Raw genomic sequence first — 19706 nt, 5'->3', positions numbered from 1 at the left:
CGGGAACCGTCTTGAATGACCTGAACAGCCCGCAAAGAACGTATGAGCGATGACAAAAGCGCCAAAGACACTTTGACAGGGCCTGGAGATCGTTGGTCCGGTTCGTGGGCTTCCTCACAAGAGCACAAAGGGTGTGCGAGGCCCCATCGGAACCTCGCACACCCTGAGAACTGTGGCTTCAGCCCGATACGCTCGCGCGTCCGTTCTCTATGTGCCCCATCAGACGCCGTCGGAATACGGGCTCACCCGTGACCGTCACCTGGATGTCGTACCAACCGTGCTCGTCTGCCGTGTGCCAGGCGATCGTGCGACTGCTGCCCGCCTTGACGCGCACGACCCTCGTGCGCCTCCTGACGTCGTGCTCGTCCACGTATCCGAGCGGCTTGACGGTGAAGACGAGTTCCTTGCGGCCCCGATTGGCCAGGGTCAGGTGGATCTCGCGGCGGGTGATCGCGGAGGCGAGCTGCGCGCCGCCGTCCTTGCCGCCCGCGAACTCGCGCCGGAAGCCGTTCGGCCCCGTGACCGTGAAGTCGTACGCGTCCTCGGGCACCGGAACGGTCCAGGAGCCCTCGCGTACGACGTCCTGGTGGAGCGGGGCCGTGAATTCACCGGCGTACGGATAGAGCGCGAAGTGCGCGCTGGAGCGTCCGCCGTTGCGCAGCCGCACCGAGAGAGCACCGCTCTCGCCCCGCTTCACGTACGCGTCGGGCTGGTAGGGCAGCGGGCGGGCGCGGCGGGTGCCCGGCTCCTGGACCGGCATGGACTGCTTCAGGGGCGGCTGCGGGGACCAGCGGCCGCTGAACTCCGGGATGGCGCCGGGCTGCTCCACCTCGGGCTGCCGGTGGCCGCGTCTGAAGTCGAAGGCGCCGGTGAGATCGCCGGTGACCTTGCGGCGCCAGGCGCTGATGTTGGGTTCCTCGATGCCGGTCCACTTCTCCAGGAAGCGCACGACCGAGGTGTGGTCGAAGACTTCGGAGCAGACGTAGCCGCCGACGGTCCAGGGCGAGACGACGAGCATGGGCACGCGCACGCCGAGGCCGGTCGGCCGCCCCTGCCAGCGCTCCTCCTTCGCCTCGTCGCTCTCGCCGCCGGGGACGGGCGGCGGGACGTGGTCGAAGAAGCCGTCGTTCTCGTCGTAGTTGATGAAGACGGCGGTGCGCCGCCAGACCTCGGGGTGCGAGGCGAGGGCGTCCAGGACCTTGTAGACGATGGTCGCGCTGTGGATCGGCGAGGAGACGCTGGGGTGCTCGGAGTCCAGGGCGGACGGCACCAGATAGCTGACCTTCGCCAGCTTGCCGCCCGCGACGTCCTTGGCGAACTCCTCGGCGAGCTTGCCGGTGGGCACGCGCCGAAGGCCGCGTTCGAACAGCGACTTCTCCGCCTTCGTGAGGGTCGCGACGCCCTCCTCCAGGGTGGCGAGCAGCTTCTCGCGCTCGGCGTCGTCCTTGGCGTCGCGCACCTTGGCGTAGAAGGCCTCCATGAAGGTGAGGCCGGTCTTGGCGAGGACCTTGCGGGCGATGGCCTTGAAGGTGGTGAAGAACTCGATCTGGTTGTCGGTGAAGTTCTCCCACTCCGTGTACGTCTGCCAGCTCACGCCCGCCTTCTCCAGGCGCTCGGCGTACGTCCCCCAGTCGTATCCGGGGTGCTTGCCCTCGTCGTACGCGTCGTTCTCGACGGCGCGGCCGCCGTCCGCCTCGAAGCCGGTCTTGCCGCTCCACAGGTGGTTGCGGTTGGGGCTCGTGGAGGTGTGGATGGAGGAGTGGTAGGCGTCGCAGACGGTGAAGGTGTCGGCGAGTTCGTAGTGCAGCGGGATGTCGTCGCGCGTGTAGTACGCCATGGTCGCCGCGGTCTTGGCGGTGATCCAGCCGTCCATCCAGCCGTCGTGCCAGGCCTTGGCGCCGCCGCTCCAGGAGTGGTCGAGGGCGCCGATGTACTGCAGGTCCTTCTTCTGCGCCGCCGCGGCCTCGCGGACCGGGAAGGGCATGACGGTGCGCAGCACGCCCGGCTGCTCGAACACGGACTTGCCGCTCGGGAGCCGGACGGCGTTGCGGTCGCCGAAGCCGCGTACGCCGCGCAGGGCGCCGAAGTAGTGGTCGAAGGACCTGTTCTCCTGCATCAGGATGACGACGTGCTCGATCGAGTCGAGTCCGCCGCTGCCGGGTTTGTGCCGGTCCTGCGCCAGTGCCTGCTGCAACGACGGGGGCAGGAAGGATCCGACGGCGGCGGCGCCGACCGCGCCACCGCCGACTGCCATCAGTCGCCTGCGGGAAATCTCCGGGGACACGTAACGACCTCCAGTCGACGGCCAATGGTTCTCCGCTGATCCATTGACCTACTCGGCGGGACGCTAGTGAAGTCCGGTATCCGTGTGAAGACTTGGGGACGAAGTCGGTATGAACGGATGCCTGGGGCTCAGGCGCCGATCAGCAGCCCCGCCCAGAGCGCGACGGTCGACGCCGCCAGTGTGAGGGGCACGGTCAGCACGCCGAGGCGGGTGAAGGTCCCCAACTCGGCGTCCGTGCCGTGGTCGTGGAGGATGCGGCGCCACAGCAGGGTGGCGAGCGAGCCGACGTACGTCAGGTTCGGGCCGATGTTGACGCCGATCAGGGCGGCGAGGACGGGGCCAGGGCCCGCGGGGGCGACGGAGGGCAGCAGGGCGAGGATCGCGGGCAGGTTGTTGATCAGGTTGGCGAGCACGGCGGCGACGGCCGTCACGGCGAGCAGCGCGGGCAGCGAGGCTCCGTCCGGCAGGAGCCACTCGATGCCGGAGCCGAGGCCGTTGTCGACGACCGCCTTGACGACGATGCCGAGCGCGAGCACGAACAGGCAGAAGAGGGGGTTCGCGGAGCGGACGAGTGCGGTGGCGCTCGTACGCCGTCGCAGCAGCGCACGGCTCGCGAGGACGGCGGCCCCCGCGAGGGCGGCCCACAGGGGTTCGAGGCCCGCGAGTGAGGTCACCACGAACCCGGCGAGCGTGAGCCCGAGGACGGCCAGGGTGAAGACCGGCACGGCGGTCGGCTCGGTCTCCTTGGGCTCAAGGGCGCCCGCGTCCAGATCGACGGCGAAGTACCGCCGGAAGGCCACGTACTCGATACCCATGGCAACCACCCACGGCAACGCCATGAGCAGCGCGAACCGCGTGAAGCTCAGCCCGCTGGCGGTGAGGGCGAGGAGGTTGGTGAGGTTGGAGACGGGCAGCAGGAGCGAGGCCGAGTTGGCGAGGTGGGCGGTGGCGTAGACGTGCGGCCGCGGCCTCGCCCCGACGCGGGCGGCGGTGGCGAGGACGACGGGGGTGAGCAGGACGACGGTGGCGTCGAGGCTGAGCACGGCGGTGACGGCGGCGGCCACCGCGAAGACCCCGCCGAGCAGCGCCTTCGTCCGCCCACCGCAGAGCCGGGCCACCAGATCCCCTGCGGCGGCGAAGAGCCCGTCGTCCGCGCAGAGCCGAGCGAGCACAAGCACGGCGGCAAGGAACCCCACCACGGGCAGCAGACTCTCGACCTCGGCGAGCGCATGCCGCGGCGAGACGGCCCCGACCCCCACGACGATCCCGGCGGCGGGCAGCGCGGCGGCGGCCTCGGGCCACTGTCTGGGCCGTATGACGGCGAACGCGAGCACGGCGAGAAGCAGGCCGACGGAGAGGATCTCGGCGGTGAGGGTGTTCAGGGGAGGCTCCGGGGCCCGGGGCTTGCGATGGTGCGGCGGGACGAACAGCACCCCGCCCGCCCACTCGATGGCCCCAGGGCAATCGGGTGGGCGGGCGGGAAAGATCCGCCGCGAAGCGGCGGTTCAGGCCGTACTGGCGAGAGGCTTCAGCCCTCCACGCCCAACTTCTCCAGGATCAGTTCCTTGACGCGGGCCGCGTCCGCCTGGCCGCGGGTGGCCTTCATGACCGCACCGACCAACGCGCCGGCCGCAGCGACCTTGCCGCTGCGGATCTTGTCCGCCACCCCGGGGTTACCGGCGATCGCTTCCTCCACGGCAGTGGACAGCGCGCCCTCGTCCGAGACGACCTTCAGGCCGCGCTTCTCGACGACCTCGTCCGGCGTGCCTTCGCCGGCCAGGACGCCTTCGAAGACCTGGCGGGCCAGCTTGTCGTTCAGGTCACCCTTGGCGACGAGCTCGGCGACCCGCGCGACCTGCACCGGCGTGACCGGCAGCTCGTCCAGGGCCTTGCCCGTCTCGTTGGCGTTGCGGGCCATCTCGCCCATCCACCACTTGCGCGCGGCAGCCGCGTCGGCGCCCGCCTCGATCGTCGCGACGATGGGGTCGACCGCACCGGCGTTCAGGATCGACTGCATGTCGTGCTCCGAGACACCCCACTCCTCGCGGAGGCGGTTGCGGCGCACGCGCGGCATCTCGGGGAGACCGGCACGCAGCTCCTCGACCCACGTACGGGCCGGGGCGACGGGGACGAGGTCGGGCTCCGGGAAGTACCGGTAGTCCTCGGCGTTGTCCTTGATGCGGCCCGACGTCGTGGAGCCGTCGTCCTCGTGGAAGTGACGGGTCTCCTGGACGATCGTTCCGCCGCCGTTCAGGACGGCGGCGTGACGCTGGATCTCGAACCGCGCCGCACGCTCCACGGAACGGAGCGAGTTGACGTTCTTCGTCTCCGAGCGCGTACCGAACTCCACGCGCCCGTGCGGACGCAGGGAGAGGTTCACGTCGCAGCGCATCTGGCCCTTGTCCATCCGGGCCTCGGACACGTCGAGCGCCTTGATGACCTCGCGCAGCTCGGCGACGTACGCCTTGGCGACCTCGGGAGCCCGCTCGCCCGCGCCCTCGATCGGCTTGGTGACGATCTCGATGAGCGGGATGCCCGCGCGGTTGTAGTCCAGGAGCGAGTGCGAGGCGCCGTGGATACGGCCCGTCGCGCCGCCCACGTGCGTGGACTTGCCGGTGTCCTCCTCCATGTGGGCGCGCTCGATCTCCACGCGGAAGACTTCGCCGTCCTCCAGCTGGACGTCCAGATAGCCGTTGAAGGCGATCGGCTCGTCGTACTGAGAGGTCTGGAAGTTCTTCGGCATGTCCGGATAGAAATAGTTCTTCCGGGCGAAGCGGCACCACTCGGCGATCTCGCAGTTCAGCGCGAGGCCGATCTTGATGGCGGACTCGACGCCGATCTCGTTGACGACCGGCAGCGCGCCGGGCAGGCCGAGACAGGTCGGGCAGGTCTGGCTGTTGGCGCCCTGCTTGAGCTCGGTGGAGCAGCCGCAGAACATCTTGGTCTTGGTGCCCAGCTCGACATGGACCTCAAGGCCCATGACGGGGTCGTACGTCGCGAGGGCTTCCTCGTACGACACCAGGTCAGTCGTGACAGTCACGGTGAAACTTTCCCTCTCAACCCAGCAGGACGTCGTCGTCGCCGAGCTTCTTCAGCTCACGAAGGAGCAGAGCGAGGCCGGTGGCGATGGCGGCGGCGGAGACAGCGGCGTCGATGAGCCGGAGCGTGTCGTTGTCCTTGCGGGCCATACGGGCCTGCTTGACGACGGAGACCGCGCCGAAGGCGGTCGTGGCGATCGACAGGTACGCGCCGGGCTTGGACTTCTTGAAGCCCTTGGCCTTGGCAGTCATGGGACTCACAGTGACGGTGCCTCCTCAAGCAGCGGGTGACCCCACCTTTCCACGAAGGCGGCCTCTACGGCAGCGCCCACCTTGTAAAGGCGTTCGTCCTTCATGGCCGGGGCGATGATCTGCAGACCGACGGGCAGGCCGTCCTCCGGCGCGAGACCGCAGGGCAGCGACATGGCGGCGTTGCCGGCCATGTTCGACGGGATGGTGCACACGTCCGCGAGGTACATCGCCATCGGGTCGTCGGCGCGCTCGCCGATCGGGAAGGCGGTGGTCGGCGTCGCGGGCGAGACGATCACGTCCACCTGCTCGAAGGCCTTCTCGAAGTCCTTCGTGATCAGGGTGCGGACCTTCTGGGCGCTTCCGTAGTACGCGTCGTAGTAGCCGGAGCTCAGGGCGTATGTGCCCAGGATGACGCGGCGCTTGACCTCGTCTCCGAAGCCGGCCTCGCGGGTCAGCGCGGTGACGTCCTCGGCGGACTTCGTGCCGTCGTCGCCGACGCGCAGGCCGTACCGCATGGCGTCGAAGCGCGCGAGGTTCGACGAGCACTCGGAGGGCGCGATCAGGTAGTACGCGGAGAGCGCCAGGTCGAAGGACGGGCAGTCCAGCTCGACGACCTCGGCGCCCAGCTCCTTGAGCAGGGCGACCGACTCCTGGAAGCGCTGGACGACACCGGCCTGGTAGCCCTCGCCCGCGAACTGCTTCACGACACCGACACGCATGCCCTGTACGGAGCCGTTGCGCGCGGCCTCGACGACCGCGGGGACCGGGGCGTCGATGGACGTCGAGTCGAGCGGGTCGTGCCCGGCGATGGCCTCGTGCAGGAGGGCTGCGTCCAGGACCGTGCGGGCGCAGGGACCGCCCTGGTCGAGGGAGGACGAGAACGCCACCATGCCGTAGCGCGAGACGCCGCCGTACGTCGGCTTGACGCCGACCGTGCCGGTGACGGCCGCGGGCTGGCGGATGGAGCCGCCGGTGTCGGTGCCGATGGCGAGGGGGGCCTCGTACGAGGCGAGGGCGGCGCTTGAGCCGCCGCCGGAGCCGCCGGGGATGCGGGTGAGGTCCCACGGGTTGCCGGTGGGGCCGTACGCGCTGTTCTCGGTGGAGGACCCCATGGCGAACTCGTCCATGTTGGTCTTGCCGAGGATGACGACGTCGGCTTCCTTCAGCTTGCGCGTGAGGGTCGCGTCGTACGGCGGGATCCAGCCTTCGAGGATCTTGGATCCGGCGGTGGTCGGGATGCCCTCGGTGGTGAAGATGTCCTTGAGCGCGAGCGGGACACCGGCCAGCGGGCCGAGCTTCTCGCCCTTCTCCCGCTTGGCGTCGACGGCGCGGGCCTGCGCGAGGGCGCCCTCGCGGTCGACGTGCAGGAAGGCGTGCACCTTCTCGTCGACGGCCTCGATGCGGGCGAGGTGGGCCTCGGTGACCTCGACGGCGGTCAGCTCGCCGGACACGACCTTCGCGGCGATCTCGGCGGCGGTGAGCCTGATGATGTCGATCTTGCTGTCCGTCATGGTGGGTTAGTCCTCCCCCAGGATCTGCGGCACCTTGAAACGCTGCTGCTCTTGGGCCGGGGCTCCGGAGAGCGCCTGCTCGGGGGTGAGCGACGGACGGACCTCGTCCGCGCGCATGACGTTCGTCAGCGGCAGCGGGTGGGAGGTCGGCGGTACGTCTTGGTCGGCGACCTCGGAGACGCGTGCGACCGCGCCGATGATGTCGTCGAGCTGTCCGGCGAAGTGGTCGAGCTCCTCGTCCTTCAGCTCAAGACGTGCTAGGCGGGCGAGGTGGGCGACCTCCTCGCGCGTAATGCCAGGCATGCGGCGATCCTCTGGGGGTGAGTGTGTGGTTTGTGGCCCCAATCCTATGGGGCCACACCCCGTGCACGTGAAACGGATTCCCTCGGCGGGGGCCCGGCCGCTCCCCCGGGGGTCCGCGCCCGGCTACTTCGCGATGTCGGCCCCGGCCTCTGCCCCGGCCTCGGCCTCGGCCTGCGCCGCGGCGGCCGCCTCCTCGGCGGCGACATCCGCCGGCCGGCGCCATCCGCGGGAGCCCCGGGCCCGCAGCCACGCGGTGGTCTCGTCCGGCGGCATCGCGGCGGCGACCAGCCAGCCCTGCACCGCGTCGCACCCCAGGTCGCGCAACCGCTCCCACGTCTCGTCGTCCTCGACGCCCTCGGCGACGACGAGCAGCCCCAGGGAGTGCGCGAGGTCGACCGTGCAGCGGACGATCTCCGCGTCTTCGTTGTCGACGGCGAGGCGTGCCACGAACGACCGGTCGATCTTCAGTTCGCTCACCGGCAGGCGCCGCAGGTGCACCAGGGACGAGTACCCCGTGCCGAAGTCGTCGAGCGACATCTTGACGCCGTGGCCGGTCAGCCCTGCCAGCGTGTCCGCGGCCCGCTGCGGGTCCTCGAGGAGGACGTGTTCCGTTATCTCCAGTTGGAGCGCTCCCGCGGGGACCCCGTGCCGGGCCAGGCGTGCGGCGACCGCGCCCGCGAAGCCGGGGGTGTGGACGTCGCGCGGTGACACGTTCACCGCGACGGGGACCTTGAGCCCCATCGCCTGCCACTTCGCCACCTGGCAGAGCGCCGTCTCCAGGACGTACTCCGTCAGGTGCGGCATGAGACCGGACGACTCGGCGATGGCGATGAACTCGTCCGGCGGCACTTTCCCGCGCTCGGGATGCACCCACCGCACCAGTGCTTCGAGCCCCGCGACCCGCCCGTCGAACTGGACCTTGGGCTGGTAGTGGAGCTCGACATCACCCGCGTCGAGCGCCCTGCGCAGATCGCCCAACAGGCCGAGCCGGTCAGGGGTGTTGGAGTCCCGCTTAGACTCGTACACCTCGACGCCCGTGCGGTCGCGCTTGGCCTGGTACATCGCGACGTCCGCGCGGCGCAGCAGACCCTCGGCGTCCATGGCGTGGTCGGGGAAGACGGCGAGTCCGGCGCTGGCCTCCAGGACCAGCGTCAGGCCGTCGAGGTCGAGGGGTGAGCCGAGGGCTGCGACCAGCGAGCGTGCCACGCGGGTGGCGGACGTCGTGGAGTCGGCGACCGGCAGCAGGACGGCGAACTCGTCGCCGCCGAGCCGCGCGGCCTCCGCACCGCGCGGCAGGGCGAGCCGCAGCCGGTCGGCGATCTGCAGCAGCAGACGGTCGCCCGCGAGGTGGCCGAGGGTGTCGTTCACCGACCGGAAGCGGTCCATGTCGATCAGCATCAGGGCGGAGCGCGCCCCGATCCGCTCGGCGTCGTCCAGGGCCGTCCAGGTCCGTTCCAGGAGCCACTGGCGGTTGGGCAAGCCGGTGAGCGGGTCGCGCAGCTGCTCCTCGGCCCTGGCCCGCGCGATCCACAGCGTCGAGTCGAGCGCTACCAGGGGGATCGCGAAGAGCGGGAGCAGGATGGGCGTGGAGGCGGCGACCACGCAGATCAGCGGGGCGATGCCGAGCAGCGCGACGCCGACGAGGCCCTGCCGGACCAGGGCCGTGCGGGTGACCGTGGGCAGTGCTCCGGTGCGCGGCGCGTGGACGTACCAGAGCAGGACGCGGGTGACGACGAGGTACGCGGCGGCGGCGAGCGCCACCTCGGGGGCCGAGTACAGGTCCCAGGTCTCGGGCAGCCAGGGCGATTCCGTCGACGGGGCCGTGCCGAAGGCGGCCATGGCGAGCGCGCCCGCGCCGATGCCGAGGATGTCGACCGCGCCGTGCAGGATGCCCTGGCGCCAGCGGTGGCGGCGCGCGACGCCGACCAGGACGACGACGGTGAGGCTGACCATTCCGGCGGGCACCCAGCCGTACAGCAGGAGCACGGCGACGGTCAGCGCGCCGCCCGATCCCGTGCCGCCCCACCAGCGGTCGCGGCCGAGCGCGACGAGGTGGCCGACGATGAGCCCCGTGAGGACGGCGAGGGACCAGCCGACCGTGCCGGAGGGGAACAGTGCGCCGCGTCCCGTGAAGGCGTGGAAGAAGCCCGTGCCGAGCACCACCGCGGCGATCGTCACGACGACAACCGGAAGCACCGGCCAGGGGTCGCGCTCGCCGGAAGGATCGTCGGGGCCGTGCGCCTCGGCGCCGCGCCAGAGCGGCCTGCGCCGCCCCTCGACCCCGGTCTGCGTGGAACAGGGCCCCGCGTCCCGGCCGCCCGCGGTCTCGCCCACGCCGAGCTCCTGCGTGCCGTACCCGCCGACGGTGCTCCATGCCCGTTCACGGCGCTCAACTGCGGTGCTCGGGGCGGGGCGCCGGTTCTCGGCTTCGCGCGCCTCGCGTGTCTCCCGTGCCGCTCCGCGTCCGCTGAGCCACGCGCCCGGTCCGCGCCGCAGGCGCGCGCGCAGCCGGGAGTCCGGTGCGGCGCTCTCGGTCGGTTCCATTCCCGTCCCTCTCACAGCCGGCGGTGCCCACGCCACGCGGACTCGCTCCAGAAGTCAGCCGCGTCTGAAACTCCTTCCCCGTGCTCCCGATGAGCAGGGGATACCCCAATCGCAGCGGGGCACGGCAGGCGCACACCTCAACAGTAGGCCGCAGAAGGCTTCTACGGGCAGCGGTCCACAACGGTTGCCCGAATGCGACCCGGCCACCCGTATGCATCTGGTATGCGCTGAACGGGTGGCCTTCAACCGCTACTCCTCGGTCGGAAGCGCGACTTCCGCTGCCGCGTCCGGCCCCTGTTCCAGCAGGACGGCGAAGCCTTCCTCGTTGAGAACCGGAACCTTCAACTGCATCGCCTTGTCGTACTTCGATCCAGGATTGTCACCCACTACTACGAAAGCTGTCTTCTTCGAAACGGAACCGGTCACCTTTGCTCCCCGGCTCTGCAACGCATCTTTTGCGCCATCCCGCGTGTGGTGCTCCAGCGTTCCGGTCACGACGACGGTGAGGCCTTCGAGGGGACGCGGCCCCTCATCCTCTCCTCCGCCCTCTTCCTCCATGCGGACCCCGGCCTCCCGCCACTTGCGCAGGATCTCCCGGTGCCACTCCTCCTCGAACCACTGCTTCAGGGATGCGGCGATGGTCGGGCCCACACCCTCGACAGCGGCCAGTTCCTCCTCCGTGGCCTGCTCGATCCGGTCGACGGACCGGAACTCGCGGGCCAGCGCCTCCGCGGCGACCGGGCCCACATGGCGGATGGACAGGCCCGTGATGACCCGCGCTAGCGGGCGTTCCTTGGCCGCCGCGATGTTCTCCAGCATGGAGAGGGCGTTCTTCCTGGCCTCGCCCTGCTGGTTGGCGAAGACCGTGGCGATCTTCTCCTCGCCCGTCTTCGGGTCCCGCTTGGGCAGACCGCTGTCCTGATCCAGTACGTACGCCTTGATCGGCAGGAGCCGCTCGATGGTGAGGTCGAAGATGTCGCCCTCGTCGAGGATCGGCGGCTCGGACGGTTCAAGGGGCTTGGTCAGGGCGGCCGCGGCGACATACCCGAAGTTCTCGATGTCCAGGCTCTTGCGGCCCGCCAGATAGAAGAGACGCTCGCGCAACTGGGCGGGGCAGGACTGGGCGTTGGGGCACCGGAGGTCGATGTCGGCCTCCTTCATCGCCCGCAGCGCGGTCCCGCACTCGGGGCACTCGGAGGGCATCACGAACTCCCGCTCGGTGCCGTCGCGCAGATCGACGACGGGGCCGAGGATCTCCGGGATGACGTCGCCCGCCTTGCGCAGGACGACCGTGTCCCCGATGAAGACGCCCTTCTTCTTCACCACGTCCTGGTTGTGCAGGGTCGCGAACTCGACCTCGGATCCCGCGACCGTGACGGGCTCCACCTGGGCGTACGGCGTGACGCGGCCGGTGCGGCCGACGCCGACGCGGATGTTCACCAGCTTGGTGTTGACCTCCTCGGGGGCGTACTTCCAGGCGATCGCCCAGCGGGGGGCGCGCGAGGTCGAACCGAGGCGCCCCTGGAGCGGGATCTCGTCCAGCTTCACGACGACGCCGTCGATCTCGTGCTCCACGGAGTGGCGGTTCTCGCCGAAGTACGTGATGAAGTCCCGTACGCCGTCGAGTCCTTGGACCACCTTGTTGTGCTGGGCGGTGGGCAGGCCCCACTCGTGCAGGAGGTCATAGGCGTGGCTGAGGCAGTCGATGTCGAAGCCCTCGCGGGCGCCGATGCCGTGCACCACCATGTGCAGCGGGCGCGTCGCGGTGACGCGCGGGTCCTTCTGGCGCAGTGAACCCGCCGCCGCGTTGCGCGGGTTGGCGAAGGGCTTGTCGCCGGCCTCGACCAGGCGGGCGTTCAGCTCCTCGAACTTCTCCATGGGGAAGAAGACCTCGCCGCGGATCTCGACCAGGGCGGGGATCTTCTCGCCCTTGAGGCGGTCCGGGATATCCGCGATGGTGCGGACGTTCGGCGTGATGTCCTCGCCCGTGCGGCCGTCGCCGCGGGTGGCCGCACGCGTGAGCTTGCCGTCCTCGTACGTGAGGTTCACGGCGAGGCCGTCGACCTTCAGCTCGCACAGGAAGTGGTGGTCGCTGGTGCCGACCTCCTTGGCGACGCGGTCGGCCCAGGCGGCGAGCTCCGCGTCGTCGAAGGCGTTGTCCAGGGAGAGCATGCGCTCGCGGTGCTGGACGGAGGTGAACTCGGTCTCGTACGCCCCGGAGACCTTCTGGGTGGGCGAGTCGGGCGTGCGCAGCTCGCTGTACTCGTCCTCCAGGGCCTCCAGCGAGCGAAGGAGCTTGTCGAACTCGGCGTCACTGACGACCGGTTGGTCGTTCACGTAGTACCGGAAGCGGTGCTCCTCGATCTGTTCGGCCAGCTGGGCATGCTGATCCCGTGCCTCGGCGGGCACAGAGCCTTGCTGTTCGACAGCCACCGTTTCGTCCTCCCGTTACGTCATACCCAATTACTCAGGGTTGTCCGCGAGTGATCTCGCCGCCCGGGCGCAGTGGGCGAGCACCGCGCGGGCGTACGCGGGAGAAGCCCCCGCGAGCCCGCACGACGGAGTGACCACGACCGACTCCGCGAGTGAACCCGGATTCAGCCCCAGCCTGCGCCACAACGTCCTGACACCCATGACGCTACCGGCAGGGTCTGACAATGGTCCTTCCACGCCCGCCACGACACCGGCGAAGAGCTTCGTGCCGGCCTCGACGGCCTCACCGATCGCCTCGTCGTCACGCTCGGTGAGCAGCGAGAAGTCGAACGAGATCGCGTCGGCGCCGGCTCGGCGAAGGAGCGCGAACGGCACGTCCGGCGCGCAGGAGTGCACGACGGCGGGCCCGTCGTGCACACCGAGCACCTCCCGCAGGGTGCTCTCCACGAGCTGCCGGTCCACGGCGCGGTGCGTGCGGTACTCGCTCGCGGTCTTGATGTGCCCGCGCAGCACGGCCATGAGCGAGGGCTCGTCGAGCTGGAGCACCACCTGGGCGCCGGGGATCCGGCGGCGTACGTCCGCGAGATGGGCGCGCAGGCCTTCGGCGAGCGATCCGGCCAGGTCACGGCAGGCGCCGGGGTCGGAGAGCGCGGCCTCGCCGTTCTTCAGCTCCAGGGCGGCGGCAAGCGTCCACGGCCCGACGGCCTGTACCTTGACCGGCCCTTCGTACCCCTGGGTGAACTCCTCCAGGGCATCGAGGTCTTCGCCGAGCCATGCCTTGGCGCGGCGCGTGTCCCGTCCCGGCCGGTCGCCGATCCGCCAGCCGCTGGGCTCCACGCGCGCGTAGAGCTCGACCAGCATCCCGGCCGTCCGGCCGATCATGTCGGCGCCGGGCCCGCGCGCGGGCAGCTCCGCCAGATACGGGAAGTCCTCGAAGCTGCCGGTGACGGTCTTCGCGGTCTCGCGGGCGTCGCCGCCGGGCATGGACCCGATGCCGGTGGCCGGGCCCCAACGAAACGCGTTCACTGTCCCGGCCGCACCGTCAGGTCGTTGACCTCCGCGTCGCGCGGCAGGTCGACGGCCATCAGGATCGCCGTGGCGACCGACTCCGGGTCGATGAAGCGGGAGGGGTCGTACGCCTTGCCCTCCTGCTGGTGGACCTTGGCCTGCATGGCGCTCGCCGTGCGCCCCGGGTAGACGGAGGTGACGCGGACGCCGTTCGCGTGCTCCTCGGCGCGCAGGGAGTCGGCCAGGGCCTTGAGGCCGTGCTTGGAGGCGGCGTAGGCGGACCAGTCGGCGTGGGCGCTCAGGCCCGCGCCCGAGTTGACGAAGACCACGTGGCCCTGGGCTGCGCGGAGTTGGGGCAGGAAGTGGCGGGTCAGCTCGGCGGGGGCGATGAGGTTGACGTTGAGCTGGTGGCGCCAGGACTTGGGGGTGAGGTCGCCGACCCGGCCCAGGTCGACGACGCCCGCGATGTGCAGCAGGGAGTCCACCCGGTCGGGCAGCGACTGATGCCCGAAGGCCCAGGAGAGCTTGTCCGGGTCGGAGAGGTCGCCCACGAGCGTGTCCGAGCCCGGGAATTGCGCCGCGAGTTCCTTGGCCCGGCCCGCGTCGCGTGCGTGCAGGACGAGGGCGTCGCCGCGTGCGTGGAGGCGGCGGGCGACGGCCGCGCCGATGCCGGAGCCGGCTCCGGTGATCACATGTGTTGCCATGCGTCCATCGTCGCACTCCCCGGCAGATGCAGGTCAGCGCATGCCCACGGACTCCTCCAGGTAGGCGAGGGCGCCGACCGGCTCCTCGGCGAAGAAGACGAGACCGGTCAGCGGCACCGGCAGGAAGCCCTCGTCCTCCATGCGCTGGAACTGCTCCTTCAACCCGTCGTAGAAGCCTGCCGAGTTGAGCAGGACCACGGGCTTGGTGTGCTTGCCGTGCTTCTTCAGTTCGAGGATCTCGGTGGCCTCGTCCAGCGTGCCCGTGCCTCCGACCATGATCACGATCGCGTCGGCCTTCTCCAGGAGCAGCGCCTTGCGCTCGGCGAGGTCGCGCGCGATGACCATCTCGTCGGGCGCGGTGACGGTCCTGGCCTTGGCGGCGAGGAAGTCCACGGAGACGCCGACGAGCCCTCCGCCCGCCTCGTGCACACCGTCGGCGACGACCTTCATCAGGCCGCTCTCCGAACCGCCCCACACCAGGGTGTGTCCGCCCTTGCCGAGCAGTTCGGCGAATTCGCGGGCGGGGCGGGTGTAGCGGTCGGGGAGGTCGGCGGCGGAGAGGAAGACACAGATATTCATGGCTTCACCGTACGATCCGGCACAGACTGGGTGGGACGCGGCCGCTCACGGAAGGAGACCACGGTGACAGCAGGACACAAGATCACCATCGAGCAGGGCACCGACCACGTACGGGTGGTGCGCGAGGGCCAGGTCGTGGCCGAGACCCGACGCCCGCTGCTGCTGCGCGAGACCGGCTATCCCGTGCGGTACTACCTCCCCCCGGAGGACGTACGCACCGGCCTCCTGACCCCGTCGGACACGACGACCTACTGCCCGTTCAAGGGCACGGCGTCCTACTGGTCGCTGCCGGGCGCCGAGGACGGCAAGGACGCGGTGTGGGCGTACCCCGAGCCGAAGGACGCGGTGGCCGAGATCAAGGACCACTTCTGCTTCTACGAAGTAGAAGCAGCGGAGTAGCCCTGTACCCGCACCGGCAGGAGAGGGCCTAGGCCGCCGCCGTGGCCCTCTCCGTCGTCGCGATCGTCGCCGAGCCGACCACGCGCGTGCCGTCGTAGAGCACGATCGCCTGGCCGGGGGCCACGCCGCGTACGGGCTCGTCGAAGGAGACCCGCAGCTCCGAGCCGTCGACCAGCTCCGCGCGGACCGGCGTCTCGCCGCCGTGCGCCCGCAGCTGCGCGGTGTACGTGCCGGGGCCTGAGGGGGCCGCGCCGCACCAGCGGGGCTTGATGGCCGTCAGGCCGGTGACGTCCAGGGCGGCCGCCGGGCCGACCGTCACGGTGTTGTTCACCGGGGAGATGTCCAGGACGTAGCGCGGCTTGCCGTCGGGGGCCGGGGTGCCGATCCGCAGGCCCTTGCGCTGGCCGATGGTGTAGCCGAAGGCACCTTCGTGGGTGCCCAGCTTGTTCCCCTCGGCGTCGACGATGTCGCCCTCCGCCTTGCCGAGGCGGTCCGCGAGGAAGCCCTGGGTGTCGCCGTCGGCGATGAAGCAGATGTCGTGGCTGTCGGGCTTCTTCGCGACGGCGAGGCCGCGCTCCTCGGCCTCCGCGCGGATCTCCTCCTTGGTGGTGAGCGTGTCACCGAGGGGGAACATGGCGTGGGCGAGCTGGCGGTCGTCCAGGACACCGAGGACGTACGACTGGTCCTTGGCCATGTCCGACGCGCGGTGCAGCTCGCGCGTGCCGTCGTCGTTCACTACGACCGTGGCGTAGTGGCCGGTGACGACCGCGTCGAAGCCCAGCGCGAGGGCCTTGTCCAGGAGCGCCGCGAACTTGATCTTCTCGTTGCAGCGGAGGCACGGGTTGGGGGTGCGCCCCGCCTCGTACTCGGAGATGAAGTCCTCGACCACGTCCTCGCGGAACCGCTCGGCCAGGTCCCAGACGTAGAACGGGATGCCGATGACGTCCGCGGCGCGGCGGGCGTCGCGGGAGTCCTCGATGGTGCAACAGCCTCGCGCGCCCGTGCGGAACGATTGCGGGTTCGCCGAGAGTGCCAGGTGCACTCCGGTCACGTCGTGCCCTGCTTCGGCGGCGCGTGCGGCGGCGACGGCGGAGTCCACGCCGCCCGACATGGCGGCGAGTACGCGAAGGGGGCGGGGGCGCTGCGGGGTCCGGTTCTCAGTCATAGCTCTAACAGGGTACGGGCCCGCGGGAACCAGGTGCCCGTGAGTAAGCGTTGACGATCACATGGGGGAAGAACAGGACACGACGGCGGAGCGGGGGCGGGGGCGCCGGGGCGTCAACCGCCGGACGCTCCTGATCGGCGGCGCCGCGGCGGCCGCCGGCACGGCCGCGCTCGCATCGGACGAGCTGGGCCGCCTGTGGTGGCGGCTGCCCGGCGTCGTCAAGAAGCGCAAGGAGGGCGAGGTCGACGCCAAGGGCGCGCAGTGGACAGCCGCGTCCGACTACAACTGGCGCCGAGCGGACCGCCCCGACGACTACGGAATCGACATGGTCGTCATCCACGTGGTGCAGGGCGGGTACGCGACGGCGCTGAGGGTCTTCAAGGACCCGGCGCACGGCGCGGCGGCGCACTACGTGGTGCGCAAGGACGGCCACGTGGCCCAGATGATCCGCGAGCTGGACGTGGCGTTCCACGCGGGGAACAAGAGCTACAACGAACGGAGCGTCGGCATCGAGCACGAGGGCTTCGTCGACAAGAAGTCCTCGTTCACCGACGCCATGTACGAGTCGTCGGCGCGGCTCACGGCGGGCATCTGCGAGCGGTACGACATCCCGGTGGACCGGGAGCACATCGTCGGGCACGTGGAGGTGCCGGGCACGGACCACACGGATCCGGGGCCGCACTGGGACTGGGACCGGTACATACGGCTGGTCCGGAAGGCCCGCACCGCCCTCGGGTGACCCCCGCCGCCGCTAGCGAAGGTGCACCGGCAGCGACTCCACCCCGTACACGATCGACAGCTTGCGGAAGGCGAGCTCCTCGGGGGCGACCGCGAGCCGCATCTCGGGGAAGCGCCTGACCAGGGCCGGGTAGGCGGCGCGCAGCTCCATGCGGGCCAGTTCGGCGCCGATGCAGCGGTGGATGCCGTAGCCGAAGGCGAGGTGGCCGGAGGCCTTGCGGTGCGGGTCGAAGCCGCCGCCGTCGGGGGTGTACTTGGCGTCGCGGTTGCCGCCGCTCAAAGAGCACAGGACCAGGTCGCCCTTGGGGATGCGCACCCCGGCTATCTCGATGTCCTCGCGGGCGAACCGCGGGAAGGCCACCTGCACGACGGTGAGGTAGCGCAGCGCCTCCTCGACGAAGGGGGCGGCCGCCGCGTCGTCCTCGCGCAGCCGCGCAGCGGTCCCGGGGTTCTGCAGGAGGAGCAGGGAGCCGAGGGCCACCATGCTGGCGGTGGTCTCGAAGCCGCCGGTGAGGACGCCGTCGGCGAGGCCGGCCAGCTCCTCGTCGTCGACGGTGTCGCCGTGCTCCTTCACGATCATGCCGAGCAGTCCGTCGCCCGGGTTCTCGCGCTGCTTCTTGACGACGTCCCTGAAGTAGGAGAGCGAGGCGGATATGGCGCCGAAGGGAGCGGTCGCACCGCCGAAGAGGTCGAAGCGCTCCATGGCCAGCTGCTGGAAGTCGTGCCGGTCCTCGTACGGCACGCCGAGCAGTTCGCAGATCGTCAGCGAGGGGATCGGAAGCGCGAACGCCTGGACGAGGTCGACGGGCCCTTCGGCGGCCTCCATCGCGTCGAGCCGCTCCTCGACGATGGCCTCTATCCGGGGCGTGAGGCGGCGCAGCCTGCGCATCGTGAACTCGGGCGTGAGGATGCGGCGCAGATGCGTGTGGACCGGGGGGTCGCTGAAGCCGAGGCCGCCGGGGTTCTGCTCCTCGACCACACCGGCGTTGCCCGCGAGGTTCGTGAAGTCGTTGCTGAAGCCCTCGGTCGCGCCGAGGACGGCCTTCACCTCGTCGTAGCCGGTGACCACCCAGGCGTCCATGCCGAACGGCAGCGGCACCTTGGATATCGGCTGCTCCGCCTGGTGCTCGGTGAGCCGGGCGACCGGGTCGAGCCCGTCGCGGCGCATCGGCGCGAGCAGGGGCTCGGGCAGCCGCGAGATCGTGGAGGCGCTGATCCCGTTCTTCTGGATCCGGGAGAGATACATGCGTCCGAGCCGCGCGGCGATGCGAGAGCGGAGGTTCGCCTTCAATGTGAACTCCATGAGGGGGTTGTCGTGCAGCCCCGAAGAGGGGGGTGTCGTGCAGCCCCGAACGCGCGGAGCGGACTCGCGAGCGGCAAGCATAGATCGGCGGGCTGTGGGCCTCGTAGCCCGCTGCTGCGCCTGTCCGGCCTATAGCGGCTGAAACCGGCATCAACTCGGGGCGGAATCAGCACAGTCCAGCGTTACCTGCGTCACCTACCGGGATAAACAGGGACCAACCATGTGTCCCGGACTCAGCTCAGGCCCGCCGTCCGCGCCCGTTCCACCGCCGGGCCGATCGCCTGGGCTACCGCGGCCACGTCGGCCTCCGTCGAGGTGTGTCCGAGGGAGAAGCGCAGCGTGCCGCGGGCCAGGTCGGGGTCGGTGCCGGTGGCGAGCAGGACGTGGCTCGGCTGGGCCACGCCCGCCGTGCACGCCGAGCCGGTGGAGCACTCGATGCCCTGGGCGTCGAGCAGCAGCAGGAGGGAGTCTCCCTCGCAGCCGGGGAAGGTGAAGTGCGCGTTCGCGGGCAGCCGGTCGACGGGGTCTCCCCCCAGGATCGCGCCGGGAACCTGCGCGCGCACGGCGGATACCAGATCGTCCCGCAGGGCGCCGATCTCCCGGGCGAACCACTCGCGCTGTCCGGCGGCGTGCTTCCCCGCCACGGCGAACGCGGCGATCGCGGGCACGTCGAGCGTCCCGGAGCGCACATGACGCTCCTGCCCGCCGCCGTGCAGGACGGGCACGGGGCTGTACTCGCGGCCGAGGAGCAGCGCCCCGATGCCGTAAGGGCCGCCGATCTTGTGTCCGGAGACGGTCATCGCGGCGAGGCCGGACGCGCCGAAGTCGACGGGCACCTGGCCGAACGCCTGCACGGCGTCGGCGTGCAGCGGGATGTCGAAGTCCCCTGCCACATCGGCCAGTTCACGGATCGGCTGAATGGTGCCGATCTCGTTGTTGGCCCACATGACGGTGGCGAGGGCGACGTCGTCGGGGTCGCGCTCGATCGCCTCGCGCAGGGCTTCGGGGTGCACGCGGCCGTACGCGTCGACGGGGAGGTACTCGACGGTGGCGCCTTCGTGCTCGCCGAGCCAGTGCACGGCGTCGAGGACGGCGTGGTGTTCGACGGGGCTCGCGAGGACCCGGGTCCGCGCGGGCTCGGCATCGCGCCGCGCCCAGTACAGGCCCTTCACGGCGAGGTTGTCGGCCTCGGTGCCGCCCGCGGTGAAGACGGTCTCGCTGGGGCGCGCGCCGAGCGACTCGGCGAGCGTCTCGCGGGCCTCCTCGACGGTGCGTCGCGCCCGGCGACCCGCGGCATGCAGTGAGGAGGCGTTGCCGGTGACGGCGAGCTGGGCGGTCATCGCCGCGATCGCCTCCGGGAGCATCGGAGTGGTCGCTGCGTGGTCGAGGTAGGCCATGGTGGGCACGATTCTACGAGCCCCGCGGGGCCCCGCGTCCAAGCGGTG

16 protein-coding genes are annotated in these 19706 nt (G+C 70.6%); 2 read left to right on the top strand and 14 right to left on the bottom strand.

The window, feature by feature from the left end; translation table 11 throughout:
- Positions 1 to 178: 178 nt before the first annotated feature.
- The 11 genes from E5671_RS32105 to E5671_RS32055 form a co-directional block, all read right to left on the bottom strand.
- Complete coding sequence (locus tag E5671_RS32105) at positions 179 to 2284, bottom strand: phosphocholine-specific phospholipase C (RefSeq protein ID WP_160507365.1); 2106 nt, start codon at positions 2282 to 2284, stop codon at positions 179 to 181.
- Between the two features lie 128 nt (positions 2285 to 2412).
- Positions 2413 to 3666 carry an SLC13 family permease gene (locus E5671_RS32100; protein WP_160510544.1) on the bottom strand — a complete coding sequence of 418 codons (1254 nt, stop codon included), beginning with the start codon at positions 3664 to 3666 and terminating at the stop codon, positions 2413 to 2415.
- A gap of 146 nt (positions 3667 to 3812) precedes the next feature.
- Positions 3813 to 5324 carry an Asp-tRNA(Asn)/Glu-tRNA(Gln) amidotransferase subunit GatB gene (gene gatB, locus E5671_RS32095; RefSeq protein ID WP_160507364.1) on the bottom strand — a complete coding sequence of 504 codons (1512 nt, stop codon included), beginning with the start codon at positions 5322 to 5324 and terminating at the stop codon, positions 3813 to 3815.
- A gap of 16 nt (positions 5325 to 5340) precedes the next feature.
- Positions 5341 to 5574: a hypothetical protein gene (locus E5671_RS32090; RefSeq protein ID WP_160507363.1), complete on the bottom strand. Its 234-nt coding sequence runs from the start codon at positions 5572 to 5574 to the stop codon at positions 5341 to 5343.
- 5 nt (positions 5575 to 5579) lie between these two features.
- Entirely contained in the window at positions 5580 to 7085 is a 1506-nt protein-coding gene (gatA, locus tag E5671_RS32085; protein ID WP_160507362.1) for an Asp-tRNA(Asn)/Glu-tRNA(Gln) amidotransferase subunit GatA, read from the bottom strand.
- Positions 7086 to 7091: 6 nt separating this feature from the next.
- Positions 7092 to 7388 carry an Asp-tRNA(Asn)/Glu-tRNA(Gln) amidotransferase subunit GatC gene (gene gatC, locus E5671_RS32080; RefSeq protein WP_016642027.1) on the bottom strand — a complete coding sequence of 99 codons (297 nt, stop codon included), beginning with the start codon at positions 7386 to 7388 and terminating at the stop codon, positions 7092 to 7094.
- Positions 7389 to 7511: 123 nt separating this feature from the next.
- Entirely contained in the window at positions 7512 to 9932 is a 2421-nt protein-coding gene (locus E5671_RS32075; RefSeq protein WP_160507361.1) for a putative bifunctional diguanylate cyclase/phosphodiesterase, read from the bottom strand.
- A 249-nt stretch (positions 9933 to 10181) separates the two neighbouring features.
- Positions 10182 to 12365: an NAD-dependent DNA ligase LigA gene (ligA, locus tag E5671_RS32070; protein ID WP_160507360.1), complete on the bottom strand. Its 2184-nt coding sequence runs from the start codon at positions 12363 to 12365 to the stop codon at positions 10182 to 10184.
- Positions 12366 to 12395: 30 nt separating this feature from the next.
- A complete protein-coding gene (locus tag E5671_RS32065; protein ID WP_160507359.1) occupies positions 12396 to 13391 on the bottom strand; it encodes a methionine synthase in 996 nt (331 codons plus the stop codon).
- On the bottom strand, positions 13388 to 14077 hold the full coding sequence (locus E5671_RS32060) for an SDR family oxidoreductase (RefSeq protein WP_160507358.1): 690 nt from the start codon (positions 14075 to 14077) through the stop codon (positions 13388 to 13390). Before E5671_RS32060 ends, E5671_RS32065 begins: the two co-directional genes overlap by 4 nt.
- 33 nt (positions 14078 to 14110) lie before the next feature.
- A complete protein-coding gene (locus tag E5671_RS32055) occupies positions 14111 to 14656 on the bottom strand; it encodes a TIGR00730 family Rossman fold protein (protein WP_160507357.1) in 546 nt (181 codons plus the stop codon).
- A 63-nt stretch (positions 14657 to 14719) separates the two neighbouring features.
- On the opposite strand from E5671_RS32055, the gene E5671_RS32050 reads away from it, so the two are divergent.
- Positions 14720 to 15055: a DUF427 domain-containing protein gene (locus E5671_RS32050; RefSeq protein WP_160507356.1), complete on the top strand. Its 336-nt coding sequence runs from the start codon at positions 14720 to 14722 to the stop codon at positions 15053 to 15055.
- Between the two features lie 28 nt (positions 15056 to 15083).
- On the opposite strand, the gene mnmA is transcribed toward E5671_RS32050, so the two are convergent.
- Positions 15084 to 16220 carry a tRNA 2-thiouridine(34) synthase MnmA gene (mnmA, locus tag E5671_RS32045; RefSeq protein ID WP_160507355.1) on the bottom strand — a complete coding sequence of 379 codons (1137 nt, stop codon included), beginning with the start codon at positions 16218 to 16220 and terminating at the stop codon, positions 15084 to 15086.
- A 61-nt stretch (positions 16221 to 16281) separates the two neighbouring features.
- On the opposite strand from mnmA, the gene E5671_RS32040 reads away from it, so the two are divergent.
- The gene (locus tag E5671_RS32040) at positions 16282 to 16959 is read left to right on the top strand and encodes an N-acetylmuramoyl-L-alanine amidase (protein WP_160507354.1); all 678 of its coding nucleotides are present in this window, start codon (positions 16282 to 16284) and stop codon (positions 16957 to 16959) included.
- Between the two features lie 12 nt (positions 16960 to 16971).
- On the opposite strand, the gene E5671_RS32035 is transcribed toward E5671_RS32040, so the two are convergent.
- Entirely contained in the window at positions 16972 to 18261 is a 1290-nt protein-coding gene (locus E5671_RS32035) for a cytochrome P450 (protein ID WP_160507353.1), read from the bottom strand.
- A gap of 233 nt (positions 18262 to 18494) precedes the next feature.
- Complete coding sequence (locus E5671_RS32030) at positions 18495 to 19658, bottom strand: cysteine desulfurase family protein (RefSeq protein WP_160507352.1); 1164 nt, start codon at positions 19656 to 19658, stop codon at positions 18495 to 18497.
- Between the last annotated feature and the right edge of the window lie 48 nt (positions 19659 to 19706).

Source organism: Streptomyces sp. BA2 (assembly GCF_009769735.1).
In the GTDB taxonomy this organism is placed as follows: Bacteria; Actinomycetota; Actinomycetes; order Streptomycetales; family Streptomycetaceae; genus Streptomyces.
The sequence above is the reverse complement of the archived record's forward strand: the minus strand, read 5'-3'. Positions and strand labels throughout refer to the sequence as shown.